Source organism: Streptomyces sp. NPDC032822 (assembly GCF_055578825.1).
The window spans coordinates 394,684-409,198 of the sequence record NZ_JBVIOL010000002.1 but is presented as its reverse complement, the minus strand read 5'-3'; the positions used below and the strand labels follow the sequence as shown (position 1 = coordinate 409,198).

Genomic DNA, 14,515 nt, shown 5'->3' with positions numbered 1-14,515 from the left:
CAACGGGGGAGCCAAGCCATCGGAGACCGGAGCAGAGGAGACACACGGAACATGACCACGCGGCGGACGATCGCTCCGGAAGAGCTAGACACGCTGAACCTGGCCGACCCGCGGCTGCACGCCGAGAGCGACCTGTCCGCCGTATGGCGCCATCTGCGGGAGCACGAGCCGGTCCACTGGAATCCGGCGACCGGCTCGGCGCCCGGGTTCTGGGTGGTGACCCGGCACGCCGACGTCACCTCCGTGTACCGCGACAGCACCCGCTTCACCTCCGAGGGCGGCAACGTCCTGGAGACCCTGCTCGCCGGCGGCGACTCCGCGGCCGGGCGGATGCTCGCCATCACCGACGGCCGGCGCCACACCGCGCTGCGCCGCCTGCTCATGGCCGCGTTCACCCCACGTGCCCTGGAACCGATCGTGGCGAGCGTGCGCCGCACCGTGGAACGCCTGCTGCGGGACGCCATCGACCGGGGCAGCTGCGACTTCGCCGCCGATGTGGCCGCGGGCGTCCCGCTCGGCGCCATCTGCGACCTGCTCGGCGTACCCGACGCCGACCGGGCCCAGGTGCTGAGCCTGACGTCCTCGGCGCTGGGATCCCACGAGGCGGACAGCACGGCCGCCGACGCGTGGATCGCCAAGAGCGAGATCCTGCTCTACTTCGCGAACCTTGCCCGCGAACGGCGCGAAGGCCCGCACGCCGACGTCATCGCGCTGCTCGCGGGCAGCGAGATCGACGGACTGCCGCTGGACGACGACGAGATCATGCTCAACTGCTACAGCCTGATCCTCGGCGGCGACGAGACGGCCCGGCTGTCCATGGTCGGCGCCGCCCACGCCCTCCTGGACCACCCCGACCAGTGGGCGGCCCTCCGGCGCGGGGACGTCCGGATCGAGACCGCCGTCGAGGAGATGCTGCGCTGGACGACCCCCGCCCTGCACTCCGGCCGTACCGCCACCACCGACACCCTCGTCGGCGGTCAGGACATCGCGGCCGGGGACATCGTCACCGTGTGGAACCCCTCCGCCAACCACGACGAACGCGTCTTCGACGACCCCGGCCGACTGCGTCTGGACCGCACGCCGAACAAGCACGTCACGTTCGCCTACGGACCCCACTTCTGTCTCGGCGCCTACCTGGCCCGGGCCGAGATCGGGGCCGTCCTCGCCGGACTGCGCGACCTGGTGGCGCACTGGGAGCGGACGGGCCCGGCGCGACCGGTGTACTCCAACTTCCTCAGCGGCATCAGCTCGCTGCCGCTCGCCCTGAAGGGCACCTGACCTCGGCGTCCCAGGAGGCGCCGAGCGGTGGCGACGCGGGAGACAATTCTGCCTCGCGGTGCGTGACGCGTGGGAGGGGGCGCGTCCGGTGCGCCGCTCCGGCACCATCGAGACGTTCACCGCACCGCACCCTGCGATCCCCGGAGTACGCCATGCCCCGTTCCGAAGCCCGCGTCACCACCGACCGACCGCAGCGCTACGCCAAGCAGCTCGCCGCCCACCTGGGCCGGCGCGCCGAGACCGGCTGGGACGAGGAGACCGGCGAGGGCCGGCTGCTCTTCCAGAACGGCACCGGCACACTCACCGCCGTCGACGGCGCCCTGCTGCTGGCCGTGGAGTCGCAGACCGAGCACCTCGACCGTCTCGAAGACGTCGTCGGACGCCACCTCGTCCGCTTCGGCAGCAAGGACGAGCTGGTCGTCGAGTGGCGGCGCGACACCGGCGAGCCCGGCTCCACCCAGCGCAAGGCCGCGGAGGAGCCGGAGTGAGAGCCGTCAGACCGAGTGGCCCACGTGCGCCAGGGCCTGCTTGAGCAGTACGCCGTGACCGCCCGGCATCTCGCTGTGCACCGCGAGCGACAGGGCGTCCTGCGGGCTGAACCAGACCAGGTCCAGGGCGTCCTGGCGGGGGCGGCAGTCGCCGCTGACCGGGACGACGTAGGCGAGGGACACCGCGTGCTGGCGGGGGTCGTGGTACGGCGTGACGCCGTGGGTGGGGAAGTACTCCGCGACCGTGAAGGGCTGCAGCGAGGTCGGGATCCGGGGCAGCGCCACCGGGCCGAGGTCCTTCTCCAGGTGGCGCAGCAGGGCGTCGCGGACCCGCTCGTGGTGCAGGACACGGCCGGAGACCAGCGTCCGGCTGACCGTCCCGTCGGGCCCGATGCGCAGCAGCAGGCCGACGCTGGTGACTTCGCCGTTGTCGTCGACGCGGACCGGCACGGCCTCGACGTACAGGATCGGCATGCGGGCGCGCGCCATCTCCAGCTCGTCGGAACTCAGCCAGCCGGGTGTGGTGTCGGTCATGTCAGACATTGCTTGATCATACTTTCCGGGAAACGCGAACGCTCGGTCGCGGTATCGGGCTGGGGGAATTCAGGGTGAGGGTTCCGTGTCGGTCGAGGGCAGTCCGTAGAGACGGCGGGCGTTGTCGCCGCCGGTCCACGCCGCGATCCGCAGCGCGTCCGGCAGGCTCAGCTCGTCGGCGTCCACCCGTTCCTGGAGCAGGCCGGTCAGGCCCTGCCGGAAGGCCAGCGCGCCGAGCTGGTAGAACTCGGCCACACCGTACGCGTCGGAGCTGTACAGCAGTTTGCGGAACGGCGTGATCTCCATCGCTTCGGCCAGGACCGCTCCGGCACGGGCGGGACCGACATGATGCAGCGTGAGCCCCACATCGAGGTACACCTGTTCGAACACCGCTGACAGGTAGGCCGCCTGACGCTGGTAGGGCCAGCAGTGCAGCAGAAGCACCGGGATGGTGCCGGCGGTCAGGTGCAGCCAGTCCGTCAGGTGCGTGGGGTCCACCCGGTGCAGCCGGATGTCCGCGTCGCCGAACCCGGTGTGCAACTGGAGGGGCAGCCCCAGGTCCACGGCGGTCCACAGCAACTGTCGTACGAGGACCGGGTCGGCCAGCCGGCCACCGCCCTCCGCGAGCCAGCGCCGGGCCGCCCCGGTGACGTCCGCGTCCGACGGCCGTGCCGGGTCCAGGTCGAAGCCGGTGCGGTAGGCGGCCACCGACTTCACCGCCACCACACCGGGCCGTCGCACGGCCTCCAGCGCGGCCGCGCGGAACGTTTCCGCATAGGCGTCCGGCTCCACCCCGCCCGCCGCCACCGCCTCGGCGACGGCCTCCAGACGGACGACCTCGTACGCCCTCCCGCCCGCGGCCTCGGCCAGCTCCCGGGGCGAGGTGAGGCGGTCCGGGGTGAACCCGGTGTCGACGCAGAACACGCCGGTGCCCGCGGCACCGAGGAACCGGCGGTTCACCTCGCCCGCCCCCAACTCCGCCCGCCGGGCCACGTACTCCTCGGCGGGCGCATGGCGCGGCAGGTCCAGGAGCGGGGCGCAGTGCCGCCGCACGGCCACCCCGACCGGGCTGTCGAACGGCGAGATCCCGGGCCGGACGGCGCCCTCGGTGAGCAGCGCCTCGAAGTCCGCCCGGTCCAGCCCGGCGGTGACCACCCCGTGGCAGTGGTGGTCCACCAGCGGCAGCGCGGCGAGCGCCTCGTGCACGGGCCCCGCGCCCATGTCAGTACCGCCAGCGGTACGCCGCCGCCACGTGTTCGTCGTCCATCCCGGCCACCGCCGCGACCTCCCCCAGGCGTACGGCGGTCACCGCGTCGGCGAGGACGGGGCCCAGCGCGGTCCGCAGCAGCCCGTCGCCGCGGAACGCCTCGACCGCCTCGGACAGGGAGGTCGGCAGCCGGTGCACTCCCCGGGCGGCGGCCTGCCCGGCGTCGAGCCGGGCCGGGTCCCCGGTGATCTCCTCGGGCAGCGGCGCCGCCGAGGCCAGACCGTCCAGACCGGCGGCGATCAGCGCGGCGAGCGCGAGATAGGGGTTGGCGGCCAGGTCGACCGGCTTGACCTCCAGGTTCGCGGCCCGGTCGCGGAGGCCCGCCGTCCCGGTGACCACCCGCACCGCCGCCTCGCGGGTCTCCCGGCCCCAGGCGGTGAACACCCCGGCCCACTGGGACGGCCTGAGCCGCAGATAGCTCGCCGGGCTGGGCGCCGTCACCGCCGTGAGCGCGGGCAGGTGGGCGAGGATCCCGGCCGCGAACGACTCGGCCTCGGCCGTCATGCCGTACCGGCCGCCGCCCCCGGAGTGCAGGTTCACATCGTCGCGCCAGGCGGAGAGGTGGATGTGGCCGCCGTTGCCGACGCCCTGAGCGAAGACCGCCGGGGCGAAGGACACGACCAGGCCGTGGCGGGCCGCCACCGCCCGGATCGTCTGCCGCACCAGCACGCTGCGGTCGGCCGCCGCCACCGGATCCAGCGCGCCCACCGCGACCTCGAACTGCCCGGCCGCGTACTCGGGATGCAACTGCTCGACCTCGACGTCCTGCGCCGCGAACGCGGCCAGCAGGTCGGCGGTGCAGTCGCTCAACTCCACCTGCCGGGTGGCGCTGTACGCCGGCCCCGTCGTCGCGGGCACGAAGTCCCCGGCGGCGGACGGGCCTTGACCGACCGCCCACTCGATCTCGATGCCCGCCCGGAAGGCCAGCCCGTGTCGCTCGTCGGCCTCCCGGACGACCCGGCGCAACAGGGTGCGAGCGCACCCGGGATGCGGTTCGCCCTCCTGTGTGATCCGGTCGACCGGCGCCCACGCCCAGCCCGGCTGTCCGACCAGCGCCACCAGCCGGTCCAGGTCGGGATACAGCCGCAGATCGCCGTCCGGCGAGCCGAGCACGTCGGTGGCGACGATCGAGTCGTCGGCCAGGAAGGTGTCGAACACCGGTGACATGCCGACACCCCAGGCGACGGCCGACGTCAGCTTCGCCGTCGGTACGGTCTTCACCCGGGTGACCCCCGCGGTGTCGACGTAGGAGAGGACGACCCCGTGCACGCCCCGCTCGGCCAGCTCGTCGGCGAGCGCGGCGGCCCGCTCGACCTCACCGGGACGTCCGCCGGGGACCGGGTCGGCAAGGGTGGTCATACGTCCTCCATGACGGGCTCGGCCGGATCGGCGCTGCGTCAGGGTTTCACGGCCACCGCGCCGAACTGCGGTACCACGAGCGGGGAGTCGGGCCCGGCACGCCACTGCGAGCACGACACCAGGCCCGGTTCCAGCAGGTCGAGCCCCTCGAAGAAGGCGGCGATGTCCTCGCGGCCGCGGGCGCAGATCGGCGGCGTGGCGTTCTCGTTCCAGAAGTTCATCGCCGGGATCTGGCCCTCGCCGCCGAGGTCGGCGTCGAAGGTGGGGTGCGTCAGGGCGAGGTAACTGCCCGACGGCATCGCGGCCATGACCCGGTGGGCGATGTCCCGCGCCTTGTCGGCGTCGAGGACGAAGTTGAGGATGCCGAGCATCATGACCGCGACCGGCCGGTCGAAGTCGAGGGTGCGCGCCGCCCGTTCGAGGATGGCGTCGGGGTCGTGCACGTCGGCGTCGATGTAGTCGGTGACACCCCCCGGGGTGCTGGTGAGCAGGGTGCGCGCGTGCACCAGCACGATGGGGTCGTTGTCCACGTACACGATCCGCGACTCGGGCGCGATCCGCTGGGCGATCTCATGGGTGTTGTCCACCGTCGGCAGCCCGGTGCCGATGTCCAGGAACTGCCGCACGCCCCGCTCCTCGGCGAGGAACCGCACCGCCCGGCCGAGGAACCAGCGGTCGGCGCGGGCGACTTCGCGGATGATCGGGAACATCGTGGCCACGTGGTCGCCGACCTGCTGGTCGACCTCGTAGTTGTCCTTGCCGCCGATCCAGTAGTTCCACACGCGCGCGTTGTGCGCCACTCCGGTGTTCAGCCGCGCCGACCTGCCTGCCGGGGTGTCGCTCTCGTTCACGTCACTGCTCCCTCTCGCTCCCGCGTCCGTCGCCGCCATTGTGCCGTCCGATGATCAGCTTGTCCCGCAAACGGGGCAGTGTGAACGCGGTGGCGGGTGCCGGTGGGGAACCGACGGCGGGTGGGGGAGCGGGGTCAGTCGACCTCGCCGGGGGCCGCGGACGGCGTCCGGCCCGCTCGGACGTCCTTGAGCCGCTCGGTGCCCTGCCGCACGGCCTGCTCCAGGGAGTCGTCCTCGTCGCCGTCGAGACCGCCGGCGGTGACGGTGATCGCGTCGGCGGCGACCCGTACGACGGCGATGTCCAGGGTGAGCGTGGAGGCCCCGCCGGAGGTCGTGTCCTGCACGGTCACGTGCAGGCCCTGCCGGGCGTCGCCCACCTTCGGCACGGACGTCTCGGTCACCTGGACCGTCCGCTCGCCGCCCCGGTCGTCGGTCGCCGTGAACCGGTCGCACTCGGTCGGGAGGGTCTTCAGCCAGGCCAGGGAGGTGTCGAGGGCGTCCTTGTCGTAGGCGGCGACCTGCTGGAGGAGGCGGGAGTCGCCGGCCTCGAAGCCGCGCAGCGCGGACGCCCCGGACGGCTTGCCCAGCAGGGTGTCGTCGAAGAGCGCGTCGAGGAGCCGCTGACAGTCGGCGGCCTCGGCCTCGGCGGTGAAGAAGTCGGTGACGTCGACCTTCCCGATGAGCAGGCTGTCGTGCCAGGAAGCGGCCTTCCGGTCGGCGACCTCCGTCCAGTCGTCCTCCAGGTCGGCCTCGGTGACCAGCGCGTCCCGGGCGCCGGCCGCGGTGAGGCGGCCGGACGGGGAGGCGGTCGGCGTGCCGGTCGGCGACTTCGCGGCCACGGGTGACGCGGCGACGCCGGAGGCCGCCGCACCGCTTCCGCCGTCGTCGCCGTCCGAGCAGGCCGTGGCGGTCAGCAGCGTGCCCGCCGCCAGGGCCGAGGCGAGGAACCGGACGACGGGGGCGCCTCCCCGGGCCTTGGGGCGAGGCGGGAGGGACGGACGAGCGGTCATTGCGGATGCCTCCTGGGGACGAGGGGGTGGCGGGGGTGTCTCGTGGGGTGTGTCCTCAGCGCACCACCGGCCCTCCCGGCCCACCAGCGCACACGCCTGTTCGGGTGAGCGACACGGCGTCCGGCCACGGCACGGGCCGGGGCGACTCGAACGCCCCGCCCGGCAGGCCCGCCCCGGCCCGCGCGACGACACTGTCCGCATACGGCCCCCGGATCCCCCAAGGAGCGAGCATGCTGCCCGGATTCCTCGCCAGGGCGGTCGAGGTGCTGCTCGGCCGGGAGGGCCGCACGCTCCATCTGCGGGCGGCGGGCGGGGCGACACTCGTCCTCGTCGTGGTGATGCTCATCGGCTCCTGGGCCGTGGTCGCCGCCGAGCACGGGGCCAGGGGCGCGAACCTCACGACGTACCCGAGGGCGCTGTGGTGGTCGATCGAGACGGCGACCACCGTGGGATACGGCGACTTCTACCCGGTCACCTTGGGGGGCCGGATCATCGGCACGGTGGTCATGATCGTCGGCATCACCACCTACGGCATGGTCACCGCGGCCCTGGCCACCTGGTTCGTCGGCCGGGAACAGCGGCGCCGCCACTCTCTCGCCCACGAGGCCCACGCGTTGACCGAGGAGACCGCCCGGGCCCTGCACGAGCGCTTCGACCGGCTGGAGCGCCTGGTGGCCGGCAAGGGTGAACAGGCCTGACCGCGGGCCGATTTGGGGCCGACGGCCGTTCATGGGCGGATTCTGATTACCCGTGAGTACCCCGACGGGTGACGCGGGTGGGGTTTGAGGTAGCGTCTCCCCGATCCGCAACTCACAGGCTGCAGGCCGCTACGCGCGGTGTCGAAGGGGGCGGCAGAGTCATGGAGTTCCATCTGGTCGACGAGGGGGAGTCGACGACGGGCGGCGCGCGCCTGGAAGCCCTGGACCCGGAGCCGCTGCTGACCCGGGACTACGAGACCCGTCCTGCGCTCGTCTACGAGCGGCTGCGTCAGGTGCACGGCCCGGTCGCGCCGGTCGACCTGCTCGGCGTACCCGCCTGGCTCGTGCTGGGCTACCGCGAGGCGCTGGGCGTGCTCCAGGACGACGCCGCCTGGCCGAAGGGCCTGGAGAACTGGCGCGCCCGGTCGGAGGGCCTGGTACCCGCCGACTGGCCGCTCGGACCCTCCCTGGAGGTCAACCACATCCTGATCCAGGGCGGCCCGGGCTACCCCGCCCTGCGCAGCGCCTGGGACGCCGCGCTGCGGCCCTTCCAGGACCCGCGCCACCCCCAGGCCAAGCGGCTGAAGGCGGCCGTCACGCACTACGCCGACGAACTGATCAGCCTGCTCGCACAGGGCGGCGGCACCGGCATGGCCGACCTGTCGGCGCAGTTCTCCCGCCCGCTCCCGCTGATGGCGGCGAGCCATCTGCTGGGCTTCCCCGGCTCCCAGGGCGACGACGCCCTGATGGACATGTGGCGGGTGCTGGACGCGGGCCCGGACGCCGAACCCGCCCTGGAACGGCTCCTGGAGACGCTCGGCTCGCTGGCCGCCGCCAAGCTCCGAAAGCCCGGCGACGACTTCCCCTCCCACCTGCTGGCCGCCCACCCGGACCTCTCCGTCGACGAGTTGGCCCGGGAACTGTTCATGCTGCTCGGCATGACCTCCGACCATGTCGGCATCCTCATTTCCAACACCGTCGTCGAGGTGATCTCCGGAGAGCGCGAGGGTGGGGTGCGTACCGTGCTGTCCGCCGGGATGGTCCGCGAGACCATCAACCGGGTGGTGATGCGCAAGCCGCCCCTGGTCAACTTCGTGCCGAGGTTCGCCGCCGAGGACACCCCGCTGGGGAACTACACCATCCACGCGGGCGACCCGGTGTGGGTCTCCTCCGCGGCCGCGCACGCCGACCCCGTCTTCGCCGGGCAGATGGCACCGGGTTCCTCCACCATCAGCAGCCGGGCGCATCTGTCGTGGGGCGCGGGACGTCGTCAGTGCCCCTCCCGTGAGCTGGCGTCGACGATCGCGGCAGCCGGGGTGAGCCGCCTCTTCGAACGGTTCGGGCACCTGGAACTCGCCCTCCCCGTCGACCAACTGCCGTGGCGTTCCTCGCCGTTCATGCGCGGACTGCGGTCACTGCCGGTGCGCTACGAGCTGACCGGGCCGCACGTCCCGCTGCCGTCGCTGTCGGAGGAGACCGGGGAGAGCGCGCTGCCCGCGGTGGAGATCCCGGATCGGGCCGCCAAGCGGCGGTCGGCGCTGTGGCGTTACCTGACGGGGCTCATCCGCTCCGGCGGCTGACGCGGGGCCGACCCGGGGACGTCCGGACATCATCCGGAGCCGATCGGGGGCCCGGTCAGGACCCCGGCCCCACCCGCCCGTTCTGCCATGCCCAGGCCGCGATCTCCACCCGGTTCCGCGCCGCCAGCTTCAGCTGGACGCTGGACAGGTGGGTCTTGACCGTGGACAGCGAGACGTACAGCTCGGCGGCGATCTCCGCGTTCGTGCGGCCGAGCGCGACCAGGCGGACCACGTCGAGTTCACGCTCGGTGAGGGACTCGGTGAGAGGCTCGGCAGGGGACGCCGTGCGGACCGGGGCGATCGGCTGCGGAGCCTCGGTGACATGCCTCAGGAGCCGCACGGTGACCGAGGGGGAGACCAGGGAGTCGCCCGCCGCGGCCGCCCGGACCGCCTCCGCCAGCAGGGTCGGCCCGGAGTCCTTGAGCAGGAACCCGCACGCGCCGCCGCGCAGCGCCCCGTACACGTACTCGTCGAGGTCGAAGGTGGTCACCACGACCACCCGCATCGGATCGGCGACGCCGGGCCCGGCCAGCAGCCGGGTGGCCTCCAGACCGTCCAGTTTCGGCATCCGGATGTCCAGCAGGCACACGTCCGGCCTGACCTCGCGGGCCAGCGCGACCGCCTCCTCGCCGTCGGCGGCCAGGGCGACCACCGTGATGTCGGGCTGCGCGTCCAAGAAGAAGCGGAAGCCGGTACGGACCATCTCCTGGTCGTCGGCGATGAGGACGCGGATGGGGGCGCCGCTCGGGGTGGGGCTCGTCATGGCTCGCATCATGCCTCAGGGGGTGAGCACGGGTGGGGCCCGCCCGTGGGCGCGGCGGGCCCCACCCACGCCGCTCGTTCCGCTCGGTCCGTTCAGTCCGCGGCCCGGGCCGGGTCGGCCGTCACCTTCCGCAGCAACGGCCTGCTGCCGCCGATCGCCGCGAACATCACCAGCGCGCCCACGGCCACACAGGCGGCGAGTTGCAGGGCTCCGGTGGTGTTGAGGGAGGCGCCGAACACCGCGTTCAGCCGGTAGGAGGCGTAGACACCGGTGGCGATGGTGCCGCCCGCCAGGACGACGAGCGGGAGGACCGTCTCCCGTACGCGGGCCCGGTCCAGCACCTTCAGCGGGGTGCCGGCCAGCCGCAGCAGACCGTAGACCCGGCGCCGGTCCAGCACGTTCGCCGCGGCGGTGAGCCCGGCCGAGGCGCCGGCCACCAGGAAGCTCAGCGCCAGAGTGGCCTTGCTGACCTCGGCGAACCGCTCGATGACCGTGCGGTCGTTCGCGGTGGCGTAGTCCTCGGTGTACGGCAGCACGCCCGTGCCCAGCGGGGCGAGGGCGGTGACGGCGGTGTCGAGGTCCCGTCCGCCGCCGGAGACATGGGCGACCACGCCCGGGTGACCCCCCGTCAGACTGTCGAAGTCGTCCTCGCCGACGGCGGAGACGGTCGCGGTGACTCCCGCGGCGCGCAGCAGCGTGCGGGCCTCGTCGGTGGCGTGCCGGGCCTGGGCGGCGCTCGCGGTGACCACCGCCACCTGGCCGTGGTAGCGGGCGCCCTCGGTGCCCACCATGCTCACGGAGAAGAACCCGGCCGCGAAGCCCGCCAGCACCAGCCCGCTGACGGTACGCCAGGTGCCGCGCGGGTCGTCGCTGAGCCGGCGTGCCGCCAGCAGGGTCGCCGGCCGTCTGGCGAAGCGGGCCACGGCCTGGCCGAGCCGGTCCACGGCCCAAGGGCCGACCAGCCAGAAGGCGCCGTAGAACAGCAGCAGGAGGACGACCACCTGGCGGCTGGTCATGCTCCCGCCGCCGGTCGATGCGTAGACGTACACCAGGACCGCCAGGAACAGCACGAGCCGGATGACACGGGTGCGCCGCGGGTTCGCCTGCTGGGCGACGCCCAACGGTGAGGTCGCCACCTGGCGGAGCATCGACACCGCGCTGACGGTGATGAGCGCGGTGACCGCGAGGACGACCGCGGCGAGCCGGGCCCCACCCACCCACAGCTGTCCCGGGTACCAGACGCCGATGCCGTACGGGATCTCGGCGAGGGCCGGCAGCGACGCCGTGTACAGCACGGCACCCGTCAGGGCACCGGCCGCGCCGACGGCCGCGGCCTCGACGGCGGTCATGCCGATGATCTGCCGCGGGGTGGCCCCGGCCAGCCGCAGCGCGGCGAGCCGCTGTTCGCGCCGGGCCGCGCCGAGTCGGCCGGCCGCCGCGGCCAGCACGACCACCGGCAGCACCAGCAGCGTCACGCCCAGCAGCGCGGTGAGCCGGTCGAAGGAGGTGAACATGCTCGCGTGGGTGCCCCCGAATCCGGTGATCCCGGCGCGCGCGGTCTGGTCCCCGCCGTAGATCCCGGGGTCGCCGGCCGCCTCGGAGAGCGCGGGGTCGCCCGGTGCCCGCCCCACGACGGCGACCAGTTCGTCCGGTGAGGCGAGACCGGCGGCGCCGATCGTGCCGTAGGACGTCACCTTCGGGAAGCGGTCGGCGAGCTGGCCCGCGGGCAACGCGTGCAGCAGCTTCGCCAGGGCCGGGGAGACGTACACCTCGCCCCGCTTCGGGAAGGAGCCGAGGCCGGGTGGGGCGGGGGTCGCCGCGCGGTCGGGCAGCTGGGCCAGGGAGACGACGCTGAGGGGCTGGTGGCGGACGTAGGTCGTGGCGAGTGCCTGGACGGCGGTGGCGTGCCGGGCGGGCTGCGGGGTGCGCCAGGCCGTCTGGCCGGCGCGGGTGCCGGAGCCCAGGGCGGCGGCGATCATCACCAGCAGTACGAACGCGCCGACGGCGGCGGCCCCGGCCGCCAGCAACTGGCTCTGCAGGCCACGGCGGCCGGAGGACCGGGCCAGGTGCCAGGTCAGGGGCAGGACGGGGGAGCGCATGACAGGTCTCCAGGAACAGGCGGGCAGACGGGGGCGAACAGATGGAGGCAGGCGGGGCGGGCCGGAACGCGGTCGGTTCAGGCGACCGTGTACTGGCTGTAGCTGCTGATCCGGCCGTCCCGGACGTGCAGGACGTGGTCGCAGTGCGCGGCGACATCGGCGTCGTGCGTGACCATCACCAGGGCGGCGCCCTGCTCGCGGGTGACGGAGGTCAGCAGCCGGACGACCTCCGTGCTCGTGACCTGGTCCAGTGCGCCGGTCGGCTCGTCGGCGAACACCACGTCCGGTGCCACGGCCAGGGCGCGGGCGATGGCGACCCGCTGGGCCTGACCGCCGGACAGCTGGCCGGGCCGGCGGTGCTCCAGGCCGTCGAGGCCGAGCGGCGCGAACCAGCGCCGGGCCCGCACGACGGCCTGCCGGCGGGGTACGCCCTCCAGCATCAGCGGCAGCGCCACGTTCTCGTCGGCGGGCAGTTCCGGCAGCAGCTGACCGGACTGGAACACGAACCCGAAGCGCTTGCGGCGCAGCGCGCTGAGCCTGTTCTCGCCGAGATCGTCCAGGCGCTTCCCGCGGAGCAGCACCTCACCGCCGTCCGGGCGGACGATCCCGGCCAGGATGTGCAACAGAGTGGACTTCCCGGACCCCGAGGGGCCCATGACGGCGAGGGAGTCGCGCTCGCCGACCTCGACGTCCACACCCGCCAGGGCGGTGGTGGAGCCGTACTTCTTCACGAGGCCGTGACCGGCCAGGACGATGCTCATGAGATGCCGTGTCCCTTTCTGATGCGGACGCTTCGCAGCGTTTCCTAGCGCTCGAACTTCCAGGTGACGGAGTGGTCCGTGGCCTTGACCACGGTGACCGGGATGTCGACGGTCCCGCCGCCGCTCTTCCTGCCGGTGCAGGTGACGGTGGCACCGGCGACGGCCTTGAGACCGGTGGGGCAGCTGACGTCGGTGACCTTGCCGCCGACCCAGGGCAGCGGGTGGTACTTGCCCTGGGTGCGGGCCGCGACGATGTCGCTCGCGAGGGCCCGCTGACCGCCCACGACGACCGTGTCGGTCGAGTCCAGCCGGGTGGTGGACTCGGTCCCGGACAGCAGATGGGTCCCGACACCGAACACGGCGGCGACACCGGCCGCACCACCGACGACACCGAGAAGGAACTTGCGCTGCATCACGTACTCCTGAGGGCTCTGCGAAGGGGATGGAGGGGAGGAAGTGGCTCCACTCTCGCCCGGGCGCCTGGGCGCGCGCCTCGGCCGAACGGCCACGGTTCGTGCGCCGCCGCCTCGACCGTTCGGCCGATTCCGTCGCCGTCCGTGCCGCATACGGTGAGCGGCATGAAGTCCGTATCTCTCCGGGGCGTGGCCCGGGGCTTCGGTATCGGCGCCCTCCTCGGAGGGGTGGTCGTCGACCTGGCCTTCGCCGTCGACCTGTCCCATCTCGACGGGTACGGCTTCGGCGCGTGGCCGACGGCCCTGCTGCTGATCGTCGGCGCGTCCGCCGTGCTGTGGCCCTCCGACCGGCGTCCCACCCGGCTCACCCCGCAACTGCGCACCGCCGTACCCGCCGTGGCCTCCTGCCTCTACACACTGAGCGCGGTGAAGTACCCGGACGCCCCGTTCGGCCCGGGCGAGGTGACGATCCTGCTGTGCGCGCTGTTCATCGCCGTACGGCACTGTCCGCGTCGCTGGGTCGTGGTCTGCGGGGTGCTGGACGGTGCCGCCGTCCTGCTGCTGCCGGTGCGGTCGCTGCGCGGCATGCACGACACCATGCTGGGCTTCATGCTGATCGGGCTGGCCCTGGTCGGCCTCACCGCCGGGTTCGCCGCCTATCTGCGCTCCATGGACTACCGCCGGACCGTGGCGGTCAGTGAGACCCGCCGCTCGGAGCGCCTCGCCATCGCCGCCGACCTGCACGACTTCGTCGCCCACCACGTCACCGGGATCCTCGTCCAGACCCAGGTGGCCCGCATGATGGCCGACTCCCGGCAGGACGGCCTCGACCCCGTTCTCGCGGGCATCGAACAGGCCGCGACCGAGGCGCTGGCGTCCATGCGCCGCACGGTCGGTGTGCTGCGCGACACCGGCACCGAACCGGCCGATCGCCGCCCGGTGGGCGACCTCGCCGGCATCGTCGGGCTGGTCGACGGCTTCGCGAGCCCCATCCAGCAGGCCACCCTGGTGCGTACCCCCGCCGTCCGCGACGACCTCCCGCACGAGGTGCAGGCCGCCGCCTTCCGTGTCGTCCAGGAGGCGCTGACCAACGTGCGGCGGCACGCGGGCGACGCCACCCGGGTCTCCGTCCGCCTCGGCCACGACGGCGGCCGGCTGGAGGTGTCCGTGACGGACGACGGCCGCGGCGGCAGCCGGCTCCCGGACGCCGCGCACGGCGGCGGCTTCGGTCTGGTCGGCCTCAAGGAACGGGTGACGGCCCTGGGCGGCGACCTGCACGCGGGACCGCGGTCCGGGCACGGCTGGGAGGTACGGGCGGACTTTCCGGCGTGAGGCGGGTCGGCCGGTGGCCGGATCGGCGATCCCCGATCCGCGACGGCCCACCCGCTGTACCCCACCCGCGCGAGCCGTCTGT

14 protein-coding genes are annotated in these 14,515 nt (G+C 73.4%); 5 read left to right on the top strand and 9 right to left on the bottom strand.

Annotation, left to right across the window (positions count from 1 at the left end):
* The first annotated feature begins 51 nt into the window (after positions 1-51).
* Entirely contained in the window at positions 52-1,278 is a 1,227-nt protein-coding gene (locus tag ACZ5VD_RS07520) for a cytochrome P450 (protein ID WP_468548335.1), read from the top strand.
* Between the two features lie 152 nt (positions 1,279-1,430).
* Positions 1,431-1,766: a DUF2218 domain-containing protein gene (locus ACZ5VD_RS07515; protein WP_468548336.1), complete on the top strand. Its 336-nt coding sequence runs from the start codon at positions 1,431-1,433 to the stop codon at positions 1,764-1,766.
* 6 nt (positions 1,767-1,772) lie between these two features.
* On the opposite strand, the gene ACZ5VD_RS07510 is transcribed toward ACZ5VD_RS07515, so the two are convergent.
* The 5 genes from ACZ5VD_RS07510 to ACZ5VD_RS07490 all read right to left on the bottom strand — a co-directional run bounded on the left by ACZ5VD_RS07510 (position 1,773) and on the right by ACZ5VD_RS07490 (position 6,787).
* Positions 1,773-2,300, bottom strand: a complete 528-nt coding sequence (locus tag ACZ5VD_RS07510) for an NUDIX hydrolase family protein (RefSeq protein ID WP_468548759.1) — start codon at positions 2,298-2,300, stop codon at positions 1,773-1,775.
* A 69-nt stretch (positions 2,301-2,369) separates the two neighbouring features.
* Complete coding sequence (locus tag ACZ5VD_RS07505) at positions 2,370-3,521, bottom strand: amidohydrolase family protein (RefSeq protein WP_468548337.1); 1,152 nt, start codon at positions 3,519-3,521, stop codon at positions 2,370-2,372.
* 1 nt (position 3,522) lies between these two features.
* Positions 3,523-4,926, bottom strand: a complete 1,404-nt coding sequence (locus tag ACZ5VD_RS07500) for a type I glutamate--ammonia ligase (RefSeq protein WP_468681339.1) — start codon at positions 4,924-4,926, stop codon at positions 3,523-3,525.
* A gap of 38 nt (positions 4,927-4,964) precedes the next feature.
* Positions 4,965-5,777 (bottom strand): SAM-dependent methyltransferase, encoded by an 813-nt coding sequence (locus ACZ5VD_RS07495; RefSeq protein ID WP_468548339.1) that lies wholly within the window; start codon positions 5,775-5,777, stop codon positions 4,965-4,967.
* 134 nt (positions 5,778-5,911) lie between these two features.
* Positions 5,912-6,787, bottom strand: a complete 876-nt coding sequence (locus ACZ5VD_RS07490) for a hypothetical protein (protein ID WP_468681337.1) — start codon at positions 6,785-6,787, stop codon at positions 5,912-5,914.
* Positions 6,788-7,017: 230 nt separating this feature from the next.
* On the opposite strand from ACZ5VD_RS07490, the gene ACZ5VD_RS07485 reads away from it, so the two are divergent.
* Entirely contained in the window at positions 7,018-7,485 is a 468-nt protein-coding gene (locus ACZ5VD_RS07485; RefSeq protein WP_468548760.1) for a potassium channel family protein, read from the top strand.
* Between the two features lie 161 nt (positions 7,486-7,646).
* Positions 7,647-9,065: a cytochrome P450 gene (locus ACZ5VD_RS07480; RefSeq protein ID WP_468681335.1), complete on the top strand. Its 1,419-nt coding sequence runs from the start codon at positions 7,647-7,649 to the stop codon at positions 9,063-9,065.
* 55 nt (positions 9,066-9,120) lie between these two features.
* Here the strand turns inward: ACZ5VD_RS07480 and ACZ5VD_RS07475 are convergent, their stop codons facing one another.
* The 4 genes from ACZ5VD_RS07475 to ACZ5VD_RS07460 form a co-directional block, all read right to left on the bottom strand.
* Positions 9,121-9,828: a response regulator gene (locus tag ACZ5VD_RS07475; protein WP_468548342.1), complete on the bottom strand. Its 708-nt coding sequence runs from the start codon at positions 9,826-9,828 to the stop codon at positions 9,121-9,123.
* Between the two features lie 92 nt (positions 9,829-9,920).
* On the bottom strand, positions 9,921-11,927 hold the full coding sequence (locus tag ACZ5VD_RS07470) for an FtsX-like permease family protein (RefSeq protein ID WP_468681332.1): 2,007 nt from the start codon (positions 11,925-11,927) through the stop codon (positions 9,921-9,923).
* Between the two features lie 77 nt (positions 11,928-12,004).
* On the bottom strand, positions 12,005-12,688 hold the full coding sequence (locus tag ACZ5VD_RS07465; protein ID WP_468548344.1) for an ABC transporter ATP-binding protein: 684 nt from the start codon (positions 12,686-12,688) through the stop codon (positions 12,005-12,007).
* 44 nt (positions 12,689-12,732) lie between these two features.
* Entirely contained in the window at positions 12,733-13,101 is a 369-nt protein-coding gene (locus tag ACZ5VD_RS07460) for a DUF4333 domain-containing protein (protein WP_468681331.1), read from the bottom strand.
* Between the two features lie 165 nt (positions 13,102-13,266).
* On the opposite strand from ACZ5VD_RS07460, the gene ACZ5VD_RS07455 reads away from it, so the two are divergent.
* Complete coding sequence (locus ACZ5VD_RS07455) at positions 13,267-14,433, top strand: sensor histidine kinase (RefSeq protein WP_468681329.1); 1,167 nt, start codon at positions 13,267-13,269, stop codon at positions 14,431-14,433.
* Positions 14,434-14,515: the final 82 nt, after the last annotated feature.